Annotated in this window: 19 protein-coding genes; 16 read left to right on the forward strand and 3 right to left on the reverse strand. The window is 67.5% G+C overall.

Going from position 1 to position 20,416, the window contains the following annotated elements:
• Window positions 1-735: 735 nt before the first annotated feature.
• Complete coding sequence (locus tag G372_RS0106960; protein ID WP_019624728.1) at window positions 736-1,425, reverse strand: glutathione S-transferase family protein; 690 nt, start codon at window positions 1,423-1,425, stop codon at window positions 736-738.
• A gap of 109 nt (window positions 1,426-1,534) precedes the next feature.
• On the opposite strand from G372_RS0106960, the gene G372_RS0106965 reads away from it, so the two are divergent.
• The 12 genes from G372_RS0106965 to G372_RS0107020 all read left to right on the forward strand — a co-directional run bounded on the left by G372_RS0106965 (window position 1,535) and on the right by G372_RS0107020 (window position 11,983).
• Window positions 1,535-1,960 (forward strand): RNA-binding S4 domain-containing protein, encoded by a 426-nt coding sequence (locus tag G372_RS0106965; protein WP_019624727.1) that lies wholly within the window; start codon window positions 1,535-1,537, stop codon window positions 1,958-1,960.
• 20 nt (window positions 1,961-1,980) lie between these two features.
• Window positions 1,981-2,427, forward strand: a complete 447-nt coding sequence (locus G372_RS0106970) for an NUDIX domain-containing protein (protein ID WP_019624726.1) — start codon at window positions 1,981-1,983, stop codon at window positions 2,425-2,427.
• A gap of 76 nt (window positions 2,428-2,503) precedes the next feature.
• Window positions 2,504-3,889 carry a polynucleotide adenylyltransferase PcnB gene (pcnB, locus tag G372_RS0106975; RefSeq protein WP_019624725.1) on the forward strand — a complete coding sequence of 462 codons (1,386 nt, stop codon included), beginning with the start codon at window positions 2,504-2,506 and terminating at the stop codon, window positions 3,887-3,889.
• Window positions 3,886-4,416: a 2-amino-4-hydroxy-6-hydroxymethyldihydropteridine diphosphokinase gene (gene folK, locus G372_RS0106980; protein ID WP_018863496.1), complete on the forward strand. Its 531-nt coding sequence runs from the start codon at window positions 3,886-3,888 to the stop codon at window positions 4,414-4,416. The genes pcnB and folK overlap by 4 nt, the downstream gene beginning before the upstream one ends.
• Window positions 4,413-5,063: a deoxynucleoside kinase gene (locus G372_RS0106985; protein ID WP_017925772.1), complete on the forward strand. Its 651-nt coding sequence runs from the start codon at window positions 4,413-4,415 to the stop codon at window positions 5,061-5,063. The genes folK and G372_RS0106985 overlap by 4 nt, the downstream gene beginning before the upstream one ends.
• Window positions 5,064-5,099: 36 nt before the next feature.
• Entirely contained in the window at window positions 5,100-5,894 is a 795-nt protein-coding gene (panB, locus tag G372_RS0106990) for a 3-methyl-2-oxobutanoate hydroxymethyltransferase (protein ID WP_018863497.1), read from the forward strand.
• Window positions 5,895-5,945: 51 nt separating this feature from the next.
• On the forward strand, window positions 5,946-6,827 hold the full coding sequence (gene panC, locus G372_RS0106995) for a pantoate--beta-alanine ligase (RefSeq protein WP_019624724.1): 882 nt from the start codon (window positions 5,946-5,948) through the stop codon (window positions 6,825-6,827).
• 92 nt (window positions 6,828-6,919) lie between these two features.
• Window positions 6,920-7,300, forward strand: a complete 381-nt coding sequence (panD, locus tag G372_RS0107000; RefSeq protein ID WP_019624723.1) for an aspartate 1-decarboxylase — start codon at window positions 6,920-6,922, stop codon at window positions 7,298-7,300.
• A gap of 163 nt (window positions 7,301-7,463) precedes the next feature.
• On the forward strand, window positions 7,464-8,624 hold the full coding sequence (gene sucC / locus G372_RS0107005; protein WP_018863500.1) for an ADP-forming succinate--CoA ligase subunit beta: 1,161 nt from the start codon (window positions 7,464-7,466) through the stop codon (window positions 8,622-8,624).
• Entirely contained in the window at window positions 8,621-9,496 is an 876-nt protein-coding gene (gene sucD, locus G372_RS0107010) for a succinate--CoA ligase subunit alpha (protein ID WP_018873353.1), read from the forward strand. The genes sucC and sucD overlap by 4 nt, the downstream gene beginning before the upstream one ends.
• A 9-nt stretch (window positions 9,497-9,505) precedes the next feature.
• Window positions 9,506-11,200 carry an NAD+ synthase gene (locus G372_RS0107015; RefSeq protein ID WP_018863502.1) on the forward strand — a complete coding sequence of 565 codons (1,695 nt, stop codon included), beginning with the start codon at window positions 9,506-9,508 and terminating at the stop codon, window positions 11,198-11,200.
• A gap of 444 nt (window positions 11,201-11,644) precedes the next feature.
• On the forward strand, window positions 11,645-11,983 hold the full coding sequence (locus G372_RS0107020) for a P-II family nitrogen regulator (protein ID WP_012983402.1): 339 nt from the start codon (window positions 11,645-11,647) through the stop codon (window positions 11,981-11,983).
• A 177-nt stretch (window positions 11,984-12,160) separates the two neighbouring features.
• On the opposite strand, the gene G372_RS0107025 is transcribed toward G372_RS0107020, so the two are convergent.
• Window positions 12,161-13,000 (reverse strand): outer membrane protein assembly factor BamD, encoded by an 840-nt coding sequence (locus tag G372_RS0107025; protein WP_019624722.1) that lies wholly within the window; start codon window positions 12,998-13,000, stop codon window positions 12,161-12,163.
• Between the two features lie 98 nt (window positions 13,001-13,098).
• Between G372_RS0107025 and rluD the strand changes: the two genes are divergently transcribed.
• From rluD to clpB, 3 genes are all read left to right on the forward strand, one after another.
• Window positions 13,099-14,058 (forward strand): 23S rRNA pseudouridine(1911/1915/1917) synthase RluD, encoded by a 960-nt coding sequence (gene rluD, locus G372_RS0107030; RefSeq protein WP_019624721.1) that lies wholly within the window; start codon window positions 13,099-13,101, stop codon window positions 14,056-14,058.
• Window positions 14,048-14,833, forward strand: coding sequence for a peptidoglycan editing factor PgeF (gene pgeF / locus G372_RS0107035; RefSeq protein WP_019624720.1), 786 nt, complete (start codon window positions 14,048-14,050; stop codon window positions 14,831-14,833). Before rluD ends, pgeF begins: the two co-directional genes overlap by 11 nt.
• Window positions 14,834-14,946: 113 nt before the next feature.
• Window positions 14,947-17,529: an ATP-dependent chaperone ClpB gene (clpB, locus tag G372_RS0107040; RefSeq protein ID WP_018863506.1), complete on the forward strand. Its 2,583-nt coding sequence runs from the start codon at window positions 14,947-14,949 to the stop codon at window positions 17,527-17,529.
• A gap of 106 nt (window positions 17,530-17,635) precedes the next feature.
• Here clpB and gdhA read toward each other — a convergent pair whose 3' ends face one another.
• Window positions 17,636-18,985 carry an NADP-specific glutamate dehydrogenase gene (gdhA, locus tag G372_RS0107045; protein ID WP_018863507.1) on the reverse strand — a complete coding sequence of 450 codons (1,350 nt, stop codon included), beginning with the start codon at window positions 18,983-18,985 and terminating at the stop codon, window positions 17,636-17,638.
• A gap of 110 nt (window positions 18,986-19,095) precedes the next feature.
• On the opposite strand from gdhA, the gene G372_RS0107050 reads away from it, so the two are divergent.
• Window positions 19,096-20,373: an esterase/lipase family protein gene (locus G372_RS0107050; protein WP_051080819.1), complete on the forward strand. Its 1,278-nt coding sequence runs from the start codon at window positions 19,096-19,098 to the stop codon at window positions 20,371-20,373.
• Window positions 20,374-20,416: the final 43 nt, after the last annotated feature.

The following is a 20,416-nucleotide window of genomic DNA, read 5'->3' on the forward strand; positions in this document are numbered from 1 at the left end:
AGAAAGTACCCAAAGAAGGGCACCCGGATTCCGCCCGGGGACCTTGCTCCAGGGCCCTCGGGCCGGCGGCGCTGAAACTCGCTACGCCTTCGGCTACGCTCAGACAGTCAGCGCCTCTTTTCCGTCCCGAGGACCCTTCCGCAAGGGGCTTCATACGGGGGGATAAGGTCAAGACAACGGCTGTCCTGACGTTCGTGCCAGTGGATGGAGGCAAGGTGTTCCGACATCCTGGGCACGCGCGGCCTTCGGCCCTGGCGTGCCGCGCCCGCCAGCGGGCGCCAGCGGGCGCCAGCCCCCATGTAGGATGCTGATGAGCGCAGCGAATCGCATCAGGGTTGCCCCGACGTTGGCAGGGTGCGTTTCGCTGCGCTCAACGCACCCTACAGCTCAAGCTTGTAGCGGGTGCTCGAATACCGCCCGTTTTGACCTACCCTCCCGATATGAGCCCCTTGTGGAGGGCGTGACAGGCCGGGGAGAAGGCGCTGACTGTCTGAGCGAAGCGAGTTTCAGCGCCGCCGGCCTGGCGCGTCCGGAGCAAGGTTCCCGGGCGAATCCCGGGCGTGTTTCTTGGTTACTTCTTTGCACGAGCAAAGAAGTAACTCGGGGGGCGCTGCCGAAACAGCGCTTGGCAGGCGGCAAGACGAAGCCACCGTAAACACCGGATGCCGAACCGTGCCCAGCCACAAGACGTGTGCTGCTGCCACGTCTGACCCGGCGGGGCCCGGGGACCTGGCCTCAGGCCGTGTCGGCGAGTCGCGAGGCGATGTGCGCCGGGGCGAAGCCTTGCTGGGCGCGCAGGTAGGCGGCCAGGCGCGCCGCAAAGTCATCGGGTACCGAGGTGGAGACCGCGTCCATGCCGCGCAACGTTTCCCAGCGTTCGGCCAGGCGCGGATACGCCTCCGGCTCCCAGGGATTGTCGATGTCGTCGATCAGGCTGTAGCGCAGCAGGATCGGCGCCAGAGTGGCGTCGATCAGGGTGAAGGCATGCCCGGCGAGCAGCGGATCGCCCGCCAGCTCGCGTTCCAGCCGCTCCAGCCCGCGCGAGGCCGCATGCCGTTCCATCTCGAAGGCCGCCTCGTCGGTCGCCGTCATCCAGCGATACTGGGTCATCGTCTGCTCGCCCAGGTATTCGATCCAGGCGCGGGTGCGGGCCTGCTGCAGCGGCGTGTCCGGCATCAGCGGCGGCGGGGTAATCGCGTCGACGTATTCGTTGATGACCGCCGACTCGAACAGCACGGTGTCGTGATCGACCTTCAGGATCGGCACCTTGCCGAGCGGGGACTGTTCGCGAAACCAGTCGGGTGGGTCGGCGAGATCGATATAGGTCACTTCGAACGGTGCCTGCTTGTATTTCAGCGTGATCACGCTACGCTGAACGAAAGGACAAAGGTCAAAGCTGATCAGGTGCAGATGCGGGAGTTTCATGACGTATCGAAGCCCCACGCGGGGCCCCATCCTCTGATGGCGGAAAGCCGCGCATTGTCCATGCCTGCGATCCGGCGGGAAAGTCCAGTGTCTCCAGTGTGGGGGTTCCTTGGCCGGGGCTGAGGCACGCGCGGCGCCCGCCGGCGGGCTGCGCATCGACAAGTGGCTGTGGGCCGCGCGCTTCTTCAAGACCCGCGCGCTGGCCACCGAGGCCGTTAGTGGCGGCAAGGTCCATGTGAACGGCGAGCGCTGCAAGCCGGCGCGCCGGGTGCACCCGGGCGATCGCCTGACGATCCATCGCGGCCAGCAGACCTGGGAGATCGACGTGCGGGCGCTGAATGACCAGCGTCGGCCCGCGACCGAGGCGCGCGAGCTGTATACCGAGACACCCGAGAGCGAGGCCCGGCGTGAGGCCGAATCCGAACGTCGCCGCGCGGAGCGAGCGATGGCCGACAGTGCCCCCAGCGGGCGTCCGGACAAGCGCCAGCGCCGCCAGATCCGGCGTTTCATCCGCCAGGACGGTCAGGGCGAATGAGTGGCCCACCGCAAACTCCCTTGCTGGCCGCGGATGTGGTGATCCATCATCCCGCCCATCCTGGCTGCGTGCTGGTGATCGAGCGCCGCAACCCGCCCCATGGCTGGGCCCTCCCCGGGGGGTTCGTGGATGTCGGCGAGTCGGTCGAGCAGGCCGCCGTACGCGAGGCCCTGGAGGAAACCGGTCTGGAGGTCAGGCTGGAGGCCTTGCTGGGCGTCTATTCCGATCCCGCGCGGGATCCGCGCGGGCACACCGTCAGTGCCGTATTCGTGGCGCGCGGCGCGGGCGAGGCCCGTGCGGCCGATGACGCCGCGGACTGTGCCTGGCTGGATCCCGAAGATCAGGGCCAGCTGCTGGCCTTTGACCATCGGCGCATCCTTGATGACTATCTGCGCTATCGCCTGACCGGAGAAACCGCGCCGCTGCGTCTGCAGTCTTCCAGTGCGATACGAGGGGCTGGGGCATGACGTCGGGCGGTTCGGTCCTTTCCCGAACCAGCTTGCTGTTACCATACTGCGCTTTCGTTCACGGAACCCGAACCGAGTGACCCAGGCCGATCCTGCAACCCCGTCCGCCGCGATACCGGAACCGCGCGTGTATTCACGCGAGGAACACGGCATCTCGCGCGCCGCGATCGACGACAACGCCCTGAAGGTGCTCTATCGCCTGCGCGATGCGGGCTATCGCGCCTGTCTGGTGGGCGGGGGCGTGCGCGACCTGCTGCTGGGGCGCGAGCCCAAGGATTTCGATGTGGCCACCGATGCCACACCGGATCAGGTGCGCGGGCTGTTCCGTAACTGTCGCCTGATCGGGCGGCGTTTCCGTCTGGCCCATGTCCTGTTCGGCCGCGATGTGATCGAGGTCGCCACCTTCCGGGCGCCACACGACGAGGACGACGACAGCGACGGGCAGGTGGCGCTGAGCGAAGAGGGCCGCATCCTGCGCGACAACCGCTACGGCACGATCGAGCAGGACGCGGTGCGCCGGGACTTCAGCGTGAATGCGCTGTACTACGACATCGACGATTTCTCGGTGCTCGACTACACCGGCGGGGTCGAGGACCTGCGCGAGGGTGTGTTGCGCCTGATCGGGGACGATGTTGAAACACGGCTGCGCGAGGACCCGGTGCGCATGCTGCGCGCGGTGCGCTTCTCCGCGAAGCTGGGACTGCGCATCGCGCCCGAGGTCGAGGCCGGGATCCACGACCTCGCGGGCCTGATGCAGACGGTGGCCCCGGCGCGGCTGTTCGACGAGGTGATCAAGCTGTTCCACAGCGGTGCGGCGGTCACCTGCCTGGACGAGCTGGAGCGCTTCGGTCTGTTCGCACCGATGTTCCCGGAGGCGGCCGAGTGCTTTGCCGATCCGGATCTGGGTGCCGAGCGGCGGCAGTTCCTGGTCGAGTCGCTGCTCAATACCGACAAGCGCATCAACGAGGAGCTTGGGGTCAACCCGGCGTTCCTCTATGCCGCAATCCTGTGGGCCCCGGTGCAGGTGGCGGCGGCCCGGCGCATCGAGGAAGACGAGCAGGAGATCCCGGCCTGGCAGCAGGCGATGGCCGAGGTGCTGGATCGCCAGGTGAAGACGGTCTCGATCCCCAAGCGCTTCAGCCTGATCGTGCGCGAGATCTGGGAGCTGCAGGCGCGGCTGGAGCGGGCGCGCGGCGGGCGTGCGCTGCGCCTGCTGACGCACCCGCGTTTCCGTGCCGGATACGATTTCCTCTGCCTGCGCGCCCGCGCGGGCGATGCCGACCCGGAACTGTGTCGCTGGTGGACCGAGTTCCAGGAAAAGGACGAGGGCGAACAGAAGAAGATGGCCGGCGGCGGTGGAAAGGGCAAGAGTCGTGCCCGCCGTGGCGGGCGTCGTCGCAAGCGCCGGCGCAAGGGCGATGGCGAGTCCGGCGGCTCGAATGACGGGGGGGATGCGGCATGACCGACGCCGGTTTGCAGGTGTTCGTGGGTATCGGCGCCAATCTTGGCGACCCCGAGGCCCAGGTGCGCGAGGCCTTTCGGCGCCTGGCCGGTGATGTGCCGCAGACGCTGCTGACGGGGCAGTCGCGGCTATACCGTAACCCGCCGATGGGCCCGCAGGACCAGCCGGACTACGTGAATGCAGTGGCCCGGTTGCACACCCGGCTCGAGCCCCTGGAGTTGCTGCACGCGCTACAGGCGATCGAGGCCGACTGTGGCCGCGAGCGTGACGGCACCCGCTGGGGCCCGCGCCTGCTTGATCTGGACATCCTGTTGTTCGGGGATCAGGTGCTGGACCTGCCCGGGCTGCATGTACCCCATCCGGGTCTGGCCGAGCGCGATTTCGTCGTCCTCCCGCTGGCCGAGCTGGCACCGGGTCTGAAGATTCCGGGCGAGGGCCTGATCGAGCGGCTTGCCCACCGCTTCGACGGCGCCTCGCTGGTTGCGCTGGAGGACCCGGACGTTGCCCGTGCCGGGGGGCAGCGGTGAGTCTGAGCGACTTCGACTTTGTTGCGGTGGAGGGTCCGATCGGGGTGGGCAAGTCCAGCCTCGCACGGCTGCTGTCGGAACACCTGCGGGCCGAGGGGATCTTCGAGGCGCCGGACGAGAACCCGTTCCTCGAGCGCTTCTACCAGGAGCCGGACAAACACGCCCTGGCCACGCAGCTGCATTTTCTGGTGCAGCGTGTGCGGCAGCTGACGCCGGTCAGCCAGAAGGGCCTGTTCGAGCAGCGCCACGTGGCCGACTACGTGATGGACAAGGACCCGCTGTTCGCCGAGCTCAACCTGCACCCCGACGAGCTGGAGATCTACCGCGAGATGTTTCGGCACCTGCGCGCGGGCCTGCCACGGCCTGATCTGGTGATCTACCTGCAGGCGCCGGTGGAGGTCCTGCTGGATCGCATCCGCCAGCGTGCGCGACCGTACGAACGTCACATCGAGGCGCATTATCTGGAGCGCCTGAACGCGGCTTATGCGGAATTCTTCTATCATTTCGAAGGGGCGGCACTGGTGATCGTGAACGCCACCGAGATCGACTGGGTGAACAACCCGGCCGACTTCGAACAGCTGGTGCAGTTCCTGGAGCCGATCCAGGGTGGCCGACACTATTTCAATCCGCTGCCGATCACGCTCTGACGTGCGGCAGATCGATCCCGCCCGGGAGGCAGACTGATGCGGCCGATCACCGTCAATACGCTGGCCAGGCGCAAGCAGGCCGGCGAACCGATTACCTGTCTGACGGCCTATGACGCGTCCTTTGCCGCGCTGCTGGACCGCTGCGGCGTGGACGTCATCCTGGTCGGCGATTCCCTGGGTATGGTGGTGCAGGGGCACCCGACCACGCTGCCGGTGACGATCGACGACATGTGCTATCACGTCGCCAGTGTCGCGCGGGTGGTCCACAACGCGATGATCATGGCGGACCTGCCGTTTCTCGGAGACGCCGATGTCCCGACCGCGTTGCAGCAGTCCGGGGCCTTGATGCGCGCCGGCGCGCACATGGTCAAGATCGAGTGCGGGCTGGCCGAGCTGCCGATTGTCGAGCGGCTGGTGGCCGCCGGAATCCCGGTATGCGCGCATCTGGGCCTGACGCCGCAGGCGGTGCATCGCATGGGCGGCTTCCGTGTGCAGGGTCGCGACCCCCACGCCGCCGCCGAGATGGAATCGCTGGCCGCGCGCCTGGAGGCCGCCGGTGCCCAGGGGCTGCTCCTGGAAAGCGTGCCGGAGGAACTGGCGGACGCGATCGTTCGCGCGACCGATATCCCGGTGATCGGGATCGGCGCCAGCGCGCGCTGTGATGGCCAGGTCCTGGTGATCCAGGACGTGATTGGCCTGACGCCCGAGCCACCTCGCTTCGCACGCGATTTCCTGGGCGAGGGCGGCTCGCTGGAGGGCGCGGTACGCGCCTATTGCGAGGCGGTGCGGGCACGCACGTTCCCTGAATCCGGCGTGCACACTTTCCGTTAGTTCTTTCATTCTTCCGTCCATGAGGACCCCGGCCCAAGAGACCCCTGGCCCATGAGAATCCTGCGTGACCGGCCCCAGCTGGTGGCCATGCATCGAGAATGGGCCCGCAAGGGCCGCGGAACCATTGCCCTGGTCCCCACGATGGGACACCTGCACGAGGGGCACATGACGCTGATCCGGCATGCCCGCGCACGGGCGCAGCGCGTAGTGGTGTCGATCTTCGTGAATCCGATGCAGTTCGACCGTCTCGAAGACCTCGAGCGCTATCCGCGCACCCTGGAGGAGGACTCGCGTCTGCTGACCGAGGCCGGCGTGGACGCGGTGTTCTGTCCGTCCGAGGAAGACATGTACCCGAGCGACGGCAGGCCCCCGGTGCGGGTGGTGGTACCGGGGCTTTCGGAGATCCTGGAGGGGGCCTTCCGCCCCGGGCACTACGATGGCGTGGCCACGGTGGTGACCAAGCTGTTCAACCTCGTGCGGCCGGATATCGCACTGTTCGGCGAGAAGGACTTTCAGCAGTTCAAGCTGATCGAGCGCATGGTGCAGGGGCTGGACATCCCGGTGCGGGTCGAGGCGATCCCGACGGTGCGCGAGAAGGACGGCCTGGCCTGCAGTTCGCGCAACGACCAGCTGCCCGAGGAGGCGCGGGTGATCGCACCGGAGCTCAAGCGCGTGCTGGACGAGGTGGCCACGGTCTGCCGAGGGGCGACGGTTTTCGATGCCGAGCGCATCCCCGAGGTCGAGGGGCGTGCCTGCGACCGCCTGCGCGAGATCGGCTTCGACCCCGAATACCTGTCCATCCGGCGTGCGGAGGATCTGGCCGAGCCGGAGCACGGCGTGGCGCTGGCCGACCAGGACCTGGTGGTGCTGGCCGCCGCCTGGCTGGCGGAAGTCCGTCTGATCGACAACGTGCGCACCCGCCCGGCGAGCTGATTCGTGCCCGCGCCGGGGTGGGCCATTTGCCGCGCCCGGCACAATCGCGGATAATTTTGCGCCCTCAGAGGTTATCGCCGGAAAATTCGCCGATGCACGTCACCATGCTCAAGGGCAAGCTGCACAAGGCCCAGGTCACTCATTGTGAGCTGGAGTACGAGGGCTCGTGCGCCATCGATACGCGGCTGCTGGAAGCCGCCGGTATCCTGCCGTTCGAGCAGATCCAGATCTACAACGTGGACAACGGCGAGCGCTTTACCACCTACGCGATCGAGGGCGAGCCGGGCTCCGGCATCATCTCGGTCAATGGCGCGGCCGCGCACAAGGCGGCGGTGGGGCATCGCGTGATTATCTGTGCCTACGCGCAGATGGACGCGGCCGAGGCCCGCGAATTTACCCCGAACCTGGTGTATCTCGACGACCGCAACGCGATCGTGCGTACCGGCCACGGCATCCCGGTGCAGGCCGCTTGAGAAAACGCTGATTTATCTGCGTTTCCTTGCGGCGCAGCGTGCGCTGAGGAAGCCGGGATGGCTTTATTCAGCGCTGCCATAAGCACACGCCCTCGCCTTCGTCCCCGCAGTTGTCCGGCCTCGCAGTTGTCGGGCAACGGGCGCACCGCTATCCTCCACACCCATGAATCTCCACGAATTTCAGGCCAAGGCGCGCTTTCGCGACGCCGGCATCCCCGTTCCCGACGGACAGGTGATCACCCACCCCGACGAGCTCCCCGCCGCCTGGCAGGCACTGGGCGCCGAGCGCGTGCTGGTCAAGGCCCAGGTGCATTCCGGCGGGCGCGGCAAGGCCGGTGGCGTGGTGATGGCGGATTCCCCCGAGGCCGCGCGCGAGGCCGCGGAAAAGCTGCTGGGCTCGCGCCTGGTCACCGGGCAGAGCGGCCCCGAGGGCCTGCCGGTGGATCAGCTCCTGCTGGAGCCGGCCGCCGACATCGCCCGCGAATTCTACTTTGCCCTGCTGGTGGACCGGGCCCGCGAGCGCCTGGCGCTGGTGGTCTCCGCCGAGGGGGGCATGGACATCGAGACCCTGGCCGCCGAGCGGCCCGAGGCGGTGATCACCCTGCCGATCCACCCGGCCACGGGCGTGATGCCGTTTCACGGGCGGCGGGTCGCCTTTGCCCTCGGGCTGTCGGGCGAGCCGGCCAAGGCGATGGCCCAACTGGTGACCAATGCCCATGCCCTGTTCCAGCAGGTGGATGCGCAGCTGCTGGAGATCAACCCGCTGGTGCTGACCGCTGACGACCAGCTGCTGGCCATCGACGCCAAGCTGACCGTGGACGACTCTGCCGCCTACCGCCAGAAGGCGCTGATGGCCGAACGCGACGCGCGCCAGCGCGACCCGGCCGAGGAACAGGCGCACGAGCACGACCTCAACTACATCCGCCTGGACGGTTCCATCGGCTGCATGGTGAACGGCGCGGGGCTGGCCATGGCCACCATGGACCTGATCAAGCACCACGGCGGCGAGCCGGCCAACTTCCTGGATGTCGGCGGCGGCACGACGGTGGAGCGGGTCACGGCCGCGTTCAAGCTGATCCTGTCGGACCCCTCGGTGAAGGCGGTGCTGGTGAACATCTTTGGCGGCATCGTGCGCTGCGACCTGATCGCCGAGGGCATCATCGCTGCGATTCGCGAGGTGCAGGTCCAGGTGCCGGTGGTGGTGCGGCTGGAAGGCACGAATGCCGAGCAGGGCCGCGAGGCCCTGGCCAGCTCCGGCCTGGACGTGATCCCGGCCGCGGACCTCGACCGCGCGGCGCGCACCGTGGTGGAGGCCGTGGCATGAGCATCCTCGTCGACCGCGATACGAAGGTGATCTGCCAGGGCTTTACCGGCAAGCAGGGCAGTTTCCACTCCGAGCAGGCGATTGCCTATGGCACGCGTCTGGTCGGGGGTGTGACGCCCGGCAAGGGCGGGCAGACGCATCTGGACCGTCCGGTGTTCGATACCGTCGCCGATGCGGTGGCGCAGACCGGTGCGACCGTCAGCATGATCTATGTCCCGGCCCCGTTCGCGGCCGATGCGATCTGCGAAGCGGCGGATGCCGGCATCGAGCTGGCCGTGTGCATCACCGAGGGCATCCCGGTACAGGACATGATCCGGGTAAAGCAGGTCCTGGCCGGCAGCCCGACCCGCCTGATCGGCCCGAACTGTCCCGGCATCATCACGCCGGATGCCTGCAAGGTCGGCATCATGCCCGGCTATATCCACCAGCGCGGGCGCATCGGTATCGTTTCGCGCTCCGGTACCCTGACCTACGAGGCCGTCAAGCAGACCTCGGATCGGGGGCTGGGCCAGAGCACCTGCATCGGCATCGGTGGCGACCCGATCCAGGGGCTCGACTTCGTCGACTGCCTGCGGCTGTTTCGCGACGACCCGGAGACCGACGGCGTGCTGCTGGTCGGCGAGATCGGTGGCGATGCCGAGGAGCGCGCCGCGCGCTATATCGAGAGTGAATTCGACAAGCCGGTGGCGGCCTATATCGCGGGCGCCACCGCGCCGCCCGGACGTCGCATGGGCCATGCCGGGGCGATCATCGCCGGCGGCCAGGGCACGGCCGAACAGAAGATGGCGGCCCTGCGCGCGGCGGGTGCGAGCGTGGCCGAGAGCCCGGCCGAACTCGGCCAGGCCATGCAGTCCGCGCTCGATCGCGCCTGACCCGCCGCGATGGCGTTCGCCGATGACCTGCCGCTGGCCCTGGCCCAGATCAACCCGATCGTGGGTGGGCTGGATACGAACCGCCACCTGATCGAGGACGCGATCGAACAGGCCCGCGCCGCCGGTGCGTGCGCGGTGGTCTTCCCCGAGCTCGCCCTGACCGGCTACCCCCCGGAGGACCTGCTGCTGCGCCCGGCCTTCCTGCGCGCGGTGGAACAGTCCCTGGCGGCGATCACGCGCTCGGTAGCGGGTATCGACGTGATACTCGGCGCACCGGTTGCCACTGAGCAGGGCCTGGTGAATGCGGCGCTGTGGCTGCGCGACGGCCGCGAGATCGCGCGTTATGCCAAGCAGGTATTACCCAACTACTCGGTATTCGACGAACAGCGCTATTTTGTCGCGGGCGACCAGGCCTGTGTGGTCGAGCTCGCGGGCTGGCGGATCGGTCTGACCGTCTGCGAGGACATCTGGCAGGCGGCACCGCTCGCCGCCGCGCAGGCGGCCGGGGCCGAACTGATCCTGAACCTGAATGCCTCGCCCTATCACCGTGGCAAGGCCGAGGAGCGCCTGCAGGTAGTGGGCGCGCGCGTCGCCGAGACCGGCTGCCCGGTGGTCTACGTGAACCAGGTGGGCGGGCAGGACGAGCTGGTGTTTGATGGCCGCTCCTTCGTGCACGACGCCGCGCACGGGGCGCGTGCGGCGCTGCCGGCCTGGGCGACCGGATACGCGCTGGTGCAGGCCCGGCGCGGGCCGTCGGGGATCGAGCTGCAGCCGCGGCCCGAGACCATGCACCTGTCCGCCTGCGGGATCCGTCCTACACTGACCGACCCCGGCCCGGAGCCGGACGAGGCGGATGCCCGCGACCTCTACCAGGCCCTGATGATCGGCATCCGCGACTATGTCGCCAAGAATGGCTTTCCCGGCGTGCTGCTGGGCCTGTCCGGTGGTATCGACTCGGGGCTGACGGCCGCGCTGGCGGTGGATGCGCTGGGCCCGGCTGCGGTGACGGCGGTGATGATGCCGTATCGCTACACCGCGTCGATGAGTATCGAGGATGCCGAGGCCCAGGCCCGGCTGCTGGGTATCGAGTACCACGAGATCGCGATCGAGCCGATGGTGCAGGACTTTCTGGCCGGGCTGTCACCGGCATTCGCCGCCATGCCCGCCCACGCGGGGGATGTGACCGAGGAAAACCTGCAGTCGCGCGCCCGCGGGGTGCTGCTGATGGCACTGTCGAACCGCAGCGGCAGGCTGCTGCTGGCGACCGGCAACAAGTCCGAGATGGCCGTCGGCTATTCCACGCTGTACGGCGACATGAACGGCGGCTTCGCCCCGCTCAAGGACGTCTCCAAGCAGTGGGTGTACCGCCTGGCGCGCTGGCGCAATACGCGCGGCGCGGCGATCCCCGAGCGGGTGATCGAGCGCCCGCCCAGCGCGGAACTGGCGCCTGACCAGCAGGATGCCGATTCGCTGCCCCCCTACGAGGTGCTGGATGCGGTGCTGGAGGCCTTCGTCGAGCAGGAGCGATCGGTGGAGGAGATCGTGGCCGATGGCTTTGATCGGGCCACCGTGGAGCGCATCGCGCGGCTGGTTTTCCTGGCCGAGTACAAGCGCCGCCAGGCCCCGCCCGGGGTGCGCGTCAGCCGGCGGGCCTTCGGCCGCGACCGGCGCTACCCGATCACCTCGGGTTATCGTCCGGATTGAGCGACACTCGACGCCGGACCCGAGCACCGTCATTGCGAGGAGGCGAAGCCGGAGCGGCAACCTCTGTCCGGAGCCACCGATATTCGCCTTGGCCTATGCCGGGGGCATCCACGGAGATCGCCACGGCGCTGCGCGCCTCGCGATGACGGTTCCTTCGGGATCCGGTCATTGCGAGGAGGCGAAGCCGACGTGGCAATCTCCTGAAGCTCGCAGAGCGCCGGGATCCGGTGGTTCCGGACGGAGGTGACTCGCTGCGCTCGCCCTGCGGGCCGGCCTGCGGCCGTTCAACGCGCTTCGCGCTTTTGTGCCGCGGCCCCTGCGGGGCCTCGCAATGACGGGGGACTGGGACCGCTCAGGGGCAGATCCAGCACGGGGTCGGGGGTTTGATACACTTCCGGGGGTGAGATCAGCGCCCGCGCGGCGGGCACAACCAAAGGGATTCGCATGAAGAAGATCGAGGCGATCATCAAGCCGTTCAAGCTGGAGGATGTCCGCGAGGCCCTGACCGAGATGGGCATTGCCGGCATGACCGCGACCGAGGTCCAGGGCTTTGGCCGGCAGAAGGGCCATACCGAGCTCTACCGGGGTGCGGAATACGTGGTCGACTTCCTGCCCAAGGTAAAGCTGGAGCTGGTGGTGGATGACGACCGCGTGGACGCCTGTATCGATGCGATCGTGAAGGCCTCGCGCACCGGCAAGATCGGGGACGGCAAGATCTTTGTCTCCGACATGGCCCGCGTGGTGCGTATCCGTACCGGCGAAGAGGGTAGCGAGGCGCTTTAACCCTCGGCCTCGGGCTTTGTCCCGTCATTGCAAGGAGCGCAGCGACGAAGCAATCGGCCGGACCCGGCGATCCCCGGATTCAGGCCTGCGGGTTCAGGAAACCCATTGCCGCGTCGCCTTCGGCTCCTCGCAATGACGGTTTGATTGCGAAGCCGGGGGAGTACGGATGCTCCGAGGTCAGTTTGTGAAGAACGGCAGGCGGTCGAACACGCGCCACAGGCCGCCGCGGTCCTCGCCCGTCTCGATCGGGTCTCCGGCGCGCACGGCGACGGCCGCGTCGGGGTAGTTCATCTCCAGGACCATCATCGTCGCGTCGGCGTAGTCCTCGAGCCCCAGTTCGGTATAGGCGCGCCACAGCACGCCCAGGGCCTGAGGCTGGACCTCGGCACCGGGGTAGGTGGACAGCAGGTAGCGCGCGCGCTCGGCGCCCGCGACCCAGGCGGTGCGCTCCATGTAGAACTCGGCCACGCGCAGTTCGTAGGCGGCCAGCGCGTTGCGGATATAGACCATCCGCAGGTAGGAGTCCTGCGCGTAGCGGCTGTCGGGGAACTCGCGGATCAGGCGGTCGAAATCCTGGAAGGCCTGCTCGAAGGGCTCCGGGTCCATCTCCGCCGGATCCCGCGGGAACAGGTTGGCGAGGACGCCCTGCTGGCGGTTGAAGTTGATCAGCCCGCGCAGGTAGTACGCATAATCCAGGTTCGGGTGGCGCGGATTGAGCTGGATGAAGCGGTCCACCGCGGCGATGGCGGCCTCCGGCTCGCGCGCCTTGTAGTAGGCGTACGGGATCTCGATCTGCGCCTGCTGGGCGTAGCGGCCGAACGGGTAACGCGCCTCGAGGATTTCGTAGTATTCGACGGCCTGATCGTAGTTGCCCTCGTTCAGGGCATTCTTCGCCTCGCCGTAGAGCTGACTGGCGGACCAGCCCAGTGTCGGGTCCTCGCGTCCGGCGCAACCGGCAATCACGAGTGCCAGGAGCAGGACGGCGAGCAGGCGCAGCAGGTTTGGGGCAGAAATCACGATCGGGCCTCGCAGATGAAGCGGTGTTCGCGGATTCTACAACATCATGCCGTGCCTGGCCGTTCGCGGGTGCGGGAAAATCGAGACGAGTATCGTCAATGAACGAATCGCGATCTGCGGAACTCCCCGAGGAAGAGGCTGGCCAGCGGCTGGATGCCGCGCTGGCGCGGCTGTTTCCGGAGTATTCGCGCAGCCAGCTGACCCAGTGGCTGAAGGAAGGAGCCTTGACCGTGAACGGTGGCCAGCCGAAACCGCGCACGCCGGTGCAGGGCGGCGAGCATGTCGTACTGGAGCCCCCGGAGACCCCGGTCCTGGAGGCCGAGCCCGAGCCCATTGCGCTGGATATCGTCCATGAGGACCCCGCCGTACTGGTGATCAACAAGCCGGCCGGGCTGGTCGTGCACCCGGCGGCGGGGCATCGTGCCGGTACCCTGGTCAATGCCCTGCTGCACCATGACCCGAATCTCTCGCAGCTGCCGCGCGCCGGGGTGGTGCACCGGCTGGACAAGGACACCACCGGGCTGATGGTGGTTGCGCGTACGCCGCAGGCGCAGACCGCGCTGGTGCGCCAGTTGCAGGAGCGTACGGTGCACCGCGAATACCGGGCGCTGGTGCAGGGCCGCGTGATCAGCGGTGCCACCATCGAAGAGCCGATCGGCCGCCATCCGGTGGATCGCAAGCGCCAGGCGGTCACGGGCGGCGGCAAGCCGGCGGTGACCCACTATCGGGTGGCGGAGCGTTTCCCGGCCCACACCCTGCTCAACGTGCGTCTGGAGACCGGGCGTACCCACCAGATCCGCGTGCACATGGCGCATATCCGCCACCCGATCGTGGGCGATCCCGCCTATGGGGGGCGCCCGCGCCCGGTGCGCGGCATGGGCGAGGCGGCGAAGGCGGCGCTCGCGGCCTTTCGCCGCCAGGCCCTGCATGCGGCGCGGCTGGAATTCGAGCATCCTGACAGTGGCGAAGTGCTCGCCTTCGAGGCCCCCGTGCCCGAGGATTTCGAGGCGCTGCTCGCCGCCCTGCGTACCGACCGGGAGGCCGAGAATGACCGCTGAACTGATCCCCACGCTCGCGCCGGACTTTGGCGACCTTCCGTCGGGTACATGGGCGGTACAGAGCACGCGCGAGGGGGGCGTGAGCACGGGCCCCTGGCACTCGCTGAATCTGGCCCTGCATACCGGCGATGACCCCGAACACGTGGCCGAGAACCGCTACCGCCTGGAGCACAGCCTGGGGATCGCGGAGCCTGTCGCCTGGCCGCGTCAGGTCCACGGCACGCGCGTGATTCGGGCCGAGGACCTGCTGGAGGCATGGGAGCAGGACGAGGTGCTCGAGGCCGATGCGGTATTCACCGACGCGCCCGGTGTGGTCTGCGCGGTGCAGACGGCGGACTGCCTGCCCGTCGTGCTGGCGACCGACGATGGCGAGGCGGTGGCCGTGGCCCATGCCGGCTGGCGTGGCCTGGCCGACGGGGTGCTCGAGGCGGCCGTCGAGGCCTTGCGCATCATGCGTCCCGAGGCGGAGATCCGCGCCTGGATGGGGGCGGCGATCGGGCCGGAGGCCTTCGAGGTCGGGCCGGAGGTGCGCGATACCTTCCTCGATCACGATGTCGAGGCCGCGCCCGCCTTCCGTGCCGGCCCGAACGGGCATTTCCACGCGGACATCTACGCGCTGGCCCGGCACCGGCTGGAGCGGGTCGATGTCGTGCAGGTGACGGGCGGCGGGCGCTGCACCTATTCGGAGGCCGGGCGGTTCTACTCCTATCGCCGGGACGGCGAGACCGGGCGCATGGGCACGCTGGCCTGGATCGGGCATCTGGACGAGGATTGAAGATACCCGACTGGGCAGCCTCTGATTTCGGCGTCTAACCTTGAAGCGACGGGCATTGCCCCCATGGTTCGTGTCAGTTCACCAAGATTTGACCGAGGGGTTTCCCAATGCGAATGGATCGCCTGACCACCAAATTCCAGGCCGCAATCGCCGACGCACAGTCGCTGGCGGTCGGCCGCGATCATCAGTTCATCGAACCGTCCCACCTGCTGCTGGCACTGCTGGACCAGGATGGTGGCACCGTGCGCCATGTGCTCGACCGCGCGGGCGTCAACGTGCGCCAGCTGCGCTCGGCGCTTGGAGAGGCGCTGGACCGCATGCCGAAGGTCGAAGGCGCGGCCGGCGAGGTTCATGTCTCCAATGACCTGGGCCGTCTGCTGAACGTCTGCGACAAGCTCGCCCAGCAGAACAAGGACCAGTACATCTCCAGCGAGCTGTTTCTGCTCGCCGCCGTCGACGAGAAGAGCGGCGTGGGCGAGATGCTGCGCCATGCCGGTGCCAACAAGGATGCGCTGGACAAGGCTATCCACGACATCCGCGGCGGCAACCAGGTGGACAACCCGGACGCCGAGGAGAGTCGTCAGGCGCTGGAGAAGTACACCACCGACCTGACCGAGCGTGCCGAGCAGGGCAAGCTGGACCCGGTGATCGGGCGTGACGAGGAGATCCGCCGCTCGATCCAGGTGCTGCAGCGTCGCACCAAGAACAACCCGGTGCTGATCGGCGAGCCGGGCGTGGGCAAGACCGCGATCGTCGAGGGCCTGGCGCAGCGCATCATCAACGGCGAGGTGCCGGAGGGGCTCAAGGACAAGCGCGTGCTGGCGCTGGACCTCGGGGCACTGCTGGCCGGGGCCAAGTACCGCGGCGACTTCGAGGAGCGGCTGAAGTCCGTGCTCAAGGAGCTGTCGCAGGAAGAGGGCCGCGTGATCCTGTTCATCGACGAGATCCACACCCTGGTCGGCGCGGGCAAGGCCGAGGGCGCGATGGACGCCGGCAACATGCTCAAGCCGGCGCTGGCGCGTGGCGAGCTGCACTGCATCGGCGCGACCACGCTGGACGAATACCGTCAGAACATCGAAAAGGACGCCGCGCTGGAGCGTCGCTTCCAGAAGGTGCTGGTGGACGAGCCGACCCAGGAGGACACCATCGCCATCCTGCGCGGACTGAAGGAGCGCTACGAGGTGCACCACGGGATCGAGATCACCGATCCCGCGATCGTCGCCGCCGCGCAGCTGTCGCAGCGCTACATCACCGACCGCCAGCTGCCGGACAAGGCGATCGACCTGATCGACGAGGCGGCCAGCCGCATCAAGATGGAGATCGACTCCAAGCCGGAGTCCATGGACCGCCTGGAGCGTCGCCTGATCCAGCTGAAGATCGAGCGCGAGGCGCTGAAGAAGGAATCCGACGAGGCCTCGAAGAAGCGCCTCGATACGCTGGAGGGGGAGATCGAGCGCCTGGAGCGCGAGTACTCCGACCTGGAGGAGGTGTGGAAGTCCGAGAAGGCCTCGGTCTCCGGTGCCGCGCAACTGAAGGAAGAGCTGGAACGCGCGCGCCTGGAGCTGGAGACGGCGCGCCGTGCCGGCGACCTGTCGCGCATGTCCGAGCTGCAGTACGGGCGGATCCCGGACCTGGAGAAGTCCCTGGCCATGGCCCACGAGATGGAGAGCCAGGAGACCAAGCTGTTGCGCACCAAGGTGACTGACGAAGAGGTCGCCGAGGTCGTCTCGCGCTGGACCGGCATCCCGGTGGCCAAGATGCTGGAGGGCGAGAAGGACAAGCTGCTGCGCATGGAAGAGGCCATCGGCGAGCGCGTGGTCGGTCAGTCCGAGGCGGTCAATGCCGTGGCCAACGCCATCCGCCGCTCGCGGGCCGGCCTGTCCGACCCGAACCGCCCGAACGGCTCGTTCCTGTTCCTCGGCCCGACCGGCGTGGGCAAGACCGAGCTGACCAAGGCGCTGGCTGGTTTCCTGTTCGACACCGAGGAGGCGATGGTGCGCATCGACATGTCCGAGTTCATGGAGAAGCACTCCGTGGCGCGGCTGATCGGGGCGCCCCCGGGCTACGTCGGCTACGAGGAGGGCGGCTACCTGACCGAGGCCGTGCGTCGCAAGCCGTACTCCGTCATCTTGCTGGACGAGGTCGAGAAGGCGCATCCGGATGTGTTCAACGTGCTGCTGCAGGTGCTGGATGACGGCCGCCTGACCGATGGTCACGGGCGCACCGTGGATTTTCGCAATACGGTGATCGTGATGACCTCCAACCTGGGCTCGCAGCAGATCCAGGAGATGGCCGGCGAGGAGAACTACGCGGCGATGAAGGGCGCGGTGATGGAGATCGTGGGCCAGCATTTCCGCCCCGAGTTCATCAACCGCGTGGACGACGTGGTGGTGTTCCACCCGTTGGAGCGCGAACAGATCCGTGCGATCACGGATATCCAGCTCCAGTACCTCCGCGAACGCCTGGTCGAGCGCGATCTGGGGTTGAAGGTCTCCGAGGCCGCGCTGGATCACCTGGGCGAGGCTGGTTTCGACCCGGTGTATGGGGCCCGGCCGCTGAAGCGGGCGATCCAGACACAGCTGGAGAACCCGCTGGCACAGTCGCTACTCTCCGGCGAGTTCGTCCCCGGCGATACCATCGAGGTGGATCTGGAGGGTGGTCAGCTGCACTTCGGCAAGACTCGCGCCGCTGCCTGATCCGGCAGGATCGCGGTAGCGGGCCGACGTCCCTGCTGTCGGCAATCGCCACCGCTGGGTGAATGTCCCGGCGGCGGGCCTGTACGGCCCGCCGCCGGGCTGGCAATCAGATGTGCCCCATGGCTTCCATGGCGCGCGCCACCTTCACGAAGCCGGCAATGTTCGCGCCCACCGTGTAGTTGCCCGGCATGCCGTATTCTTCAGCGGTTTCGTGGCAGGTGCGGTGGATGTTGGCGATGATCTCCTGCAGGCGTGCCTCGGTGTGCTCGAAAGTCCAGGAATCGCGGCTGGCATTTTGCTGCATCTCCAGTGCGCTGGTGGCGACGCCGCCGGCGTTGGCAGCCTTGCCGGGTCCGAAGGCGATGCCGGCCTCGCGGAAAATCTGGATGCCTTCCGGGGTTACCGGCATGTTGGCGCCTTCGGCCACGGCAAGGCAGCCATTCTCCACCAGGGACTTTGCGTCCTTTCCGGTCAGTTCGTTCTGGGTTGCACAGGGCAGGGCCACATCGCAGGGGATCTCCCAAATGCAGCCGTCTTCGGTGTACCGGGACCCTGATTTGCGCTCGGCGTAGTCGGCAACGGAGCCGCGTTCGTCTTCCTTGATCCGGCGCAGCAGGTCCAGATCCAGACCCTGTTCGTCGAGGATCACGCCACCCGAGTCGGAGCAGGCAATCACCTTCGCGCCAAGTTGCTGGGCCTTCTGGATGGCGAAGGTGGCGACGTTGCCGGCGCCGGAGACCACGACGCGCTTGCCGTCGAGCGAGGTGTTCCGGGCCTTCAGCATTTCCTCGGTGAAGAATACGGCCCCATAGCCGGTGGCCTCGGTGCGGGCACGGCTGCCGCCCCAGTCCAGACCCTTGCCGGTGAATACGCCGGATTCGAAGCGGTTGGTCAGTCGCTTGTACTGTCCGAACATGTAGCCGACTTCACGCTGGCCAACGCCGATGTCACCGGCAGGGACGTCGGTGTACTCGCCCAGGTGACGGTACATCTCGGTCATCAGACTCTGGCAGAAGCGCATGATTTCCGCGTCGGAACGCCCCTTGGGATTGAAGTCGCTGCCACCCTTGCCGCCCCCGATGGGCAGGCCCGTGAGAGCGTTCTTGAACACCTGAGAGAAGCCGAGGAATTTCACGATACCCAGGTACACCGAGGGGTGAAAGCGGATGCCCCCCTTGTAGGGTCCCAGGGCGCTGTTGAACTGCACGCGGAAGGCACGGTTGATATGCAGCTCCCCGCGGTCGTCCTGCCATGGCACGCGGAAGATAATCTGCCGCTCCGGCTCGCAGAGACGCTGGATGATCTTGAGTTCGGCGAATTCCGGGTATTTCACGAGCACAGGGCCGAGTGTCTCCAGCACACCGTGGACGGATTGATGAAACTCGGTTTCCCCGGGGTTGCGGTGCAGGACTTCCTGATAAATCGGTTCGAGTTTTTCGTCCAGACTTCCGTTCATGGTGAACTATCCTTGCGTTTAGCGTGAGGTTGGTGGGGCGTGTGTTTATACCCTACAGGCGACGACTGCAAGTCCCGGGGGTGCCTGCCAGGAGGTATTGGGGAGTCAGGATGTGGACGAGAGGCTTGTGGTGCACATTGGGGGGCGTGGCCTGGGCGTGGTTGCTGACGGGCTGCGCATTGTGGGATGCCCGCGGCCAGTTGCTGATGATGGGCCAGGCCTGCACGATCACCGGTACCGTGATTGCGGATGACGAGGTGCCCGGGCCCTATGTGGTTGTGGCGTTCCGCGCGCCGGAGGAGGAGGGGGCGGTGCCGGAACCGGTGGACCATGTCGTGAGCGCCGGAGGTGGGGACTGGTTCTTCGGTTTGGCGCCGGGGCGCTACCAGGTGCTGGCTTTCGCTGACCCCGAGCGCGATGGGCAGCACGAGGAAGGTGCTCCGGTGTACCTGGCGAACGAGGGGGGCGTGCTGGAGTGTCCCGCGGGCACCCGTCTGACCGACATGGACATACGGATTGGGGGTGACGTGGCTGCGGCACACGCGATCGAGTTGCCCCCAGTACGCGAGCGCGGCCCGGATGGCAGCCCCTTCAGCGTTGGCGGTGTAACGGTGTTTGGGGAGGTGATTTCGCTGGATGACCCGCGCTTCGACGACGATGTCGCGCGCGGGAGCCAGTGGCGGCCGCTGGACTTCATGCTGGCCGGTTATGCCGGGATCTACTTTCTGGAGCCCTACGACCCCGACCGCACCCCGGTGCTGTTCGTGCATGGCATGAATGGCTCGCCGCGGGGCTTCGCCGAACTCATCGACCACCTCGATCGCGAGCGCTACCAGCCCTGGCTGTACTACTACCCGTCCGGGCTCCCCCTGCAGACGGTCGCGGCGCACCTGGCGCAGACCCTGGAAGAGCTCGAGTTGCGCTATGACGTGGAGTCCCTGCCGGTCGTGGCGCACAGTATGGGTGGGCTGGTGGCAAAGGGCTTTCTGCACGAGCGCGAGCGCCGGGCGACACCAGCCCGAATCCCGCGCATGATTGCGCTGTCCACACCCTGGCGCGGGCATGTCGCTGCGCAGTCGGGGGTGGACCGCTCGCCGGTGGTGATACCGGTGTGGCGCGACATGGCACCCGGCAGCGAGTATCAGCGCCGACTGTTCGAATCGGAACTGTCGGGGGAGACCGAACTGCACCTGCTGTTTGGCTTCCGTCGCCCGGATGGCGGGGGACGCGCAGGGACCGACGGCGTGCTCACCCTGTCGACCATGCTGCATCCGCCGATACAGGGGATGGCGAGCAGCGTCTACGGGGTGGACGCCACCCATGCGGGGATTCTCGCGCATCCCCTGGCGCTGGAGCGGGTGCAGATGCTGCTCGAGCCGGCCCCCTGAGTGTCGCGTGGGCGCCAAGCGCCGCGACGCATGCAGCGGTTTG

Source organism: Thioalkalivibrio thiocyanoxidans ARh2 (assembly GCF_000385215.1).
Taxonomy (GTDB): Bacteria; Pseudomonadota; Gammaproteobacteria; order Ectothiorhodospirales; family Ectothiorhodospiraceae; genus Thioalkalivibrio; species Thioalkalivibrio thiocyanoxidans.

Excerpts from the sequence above, each read along its gene's own strand:
- G372_RS0106960 (WP_019624728.1), bottom strand. The coding sequence starts at position 1,425 with ATGAAACTCCCGCATCTGCACCTGATCAGCTTTGACCTTTGTCCTTTC.
- folK (WP_018863496.1), top strand. The coding sequence starts at position 3,886 with ATGACCGACGCCGGTTTGCAGGTGTTCGTGGGTATCGGCGCCAATCTT.
- panB (WP_018863497.1), top strand. The coding sequence starts at position 5,100 with ATGCGGCCGATCACCGTCAATACGCTGGCCAGGCGCAAGCAGGCCGGC.
- panC (WP_019624724.1), top strand. The coding sequence starts at position 5,946 with ATGAGAATCCTGCGTGACCGGCCCCAGCTGGTGGCCATGCATCGAGAA.
- panD (WP_019624723.1), top strand. The coding sequence starts at position 6,920 with ATGCACGTCACCATGCTCAAGGGCAAGCTGCACAAGGCCCAGGTCACT.
- sucC (WP_018863500.1), top strand. The coding sequence starts at position 7,464 with ATGAATCTCCACGAATTTCAGGCCAAGGCGCGCTTTCGCGACGCCGGC.
- sucD (WP_018873353.1), top strand. The coding sequence starts at position 8,621 with ATGAGCATCCTCGTCGACCGCGATACGAAGGTGATCTGCCAGGGCTTT.
- G372_RS0107015 (WP_018863502.1), top strand. The coding sequence starts at position 9,506 with ATGGCGTTCGCCGATGACCTGCCGCTGGCCCTGGCCCAGATCAACCCG.
- G372_RS0107020 (WP_012983402.1), top strand. The coding sequence starts at position 11,645 with ATGAAGAAGATCGAGGCGATCATCAAGCCGTTCAAGCTGGAGGATGTC.
- rluD (WP_019624721.1), top strand. The coding sequence starts at position 13,099 with ATGAACGAATCGCGATCTGCGGAACTCCCCGAGGAAGAGGCTGGCCAG.
- pgeF (WP_019624720.1), top strand. The coding sequence starts at position 14,048 with ATGACCGCTGAACTGATCCCCACGCTCGCGCCGGACTTTGGCGACCTT.
- clpB (WP_018863506.1), top strand. The coding sequence starts at position 14,947 with ATGGATCGCCTGACCACCAAATTCCAGGCCGCAATCGCCGACGCACAG.
- gdhA (WP_018863507.1), bottom strand. The coding sequence starts at position 18,985 with ATGAACGGAAGTCTGGACGAAAAACTCGAACCGATTTATCAGGAAGTC.
- G372_RS0107050 (WP_051080819.1), top strand. The coding sequence starts at position 19,096 with ATGTGGACGAGAGGCTTGTGGTGCACATTGGGGGGCGTGGCCTGGGCG.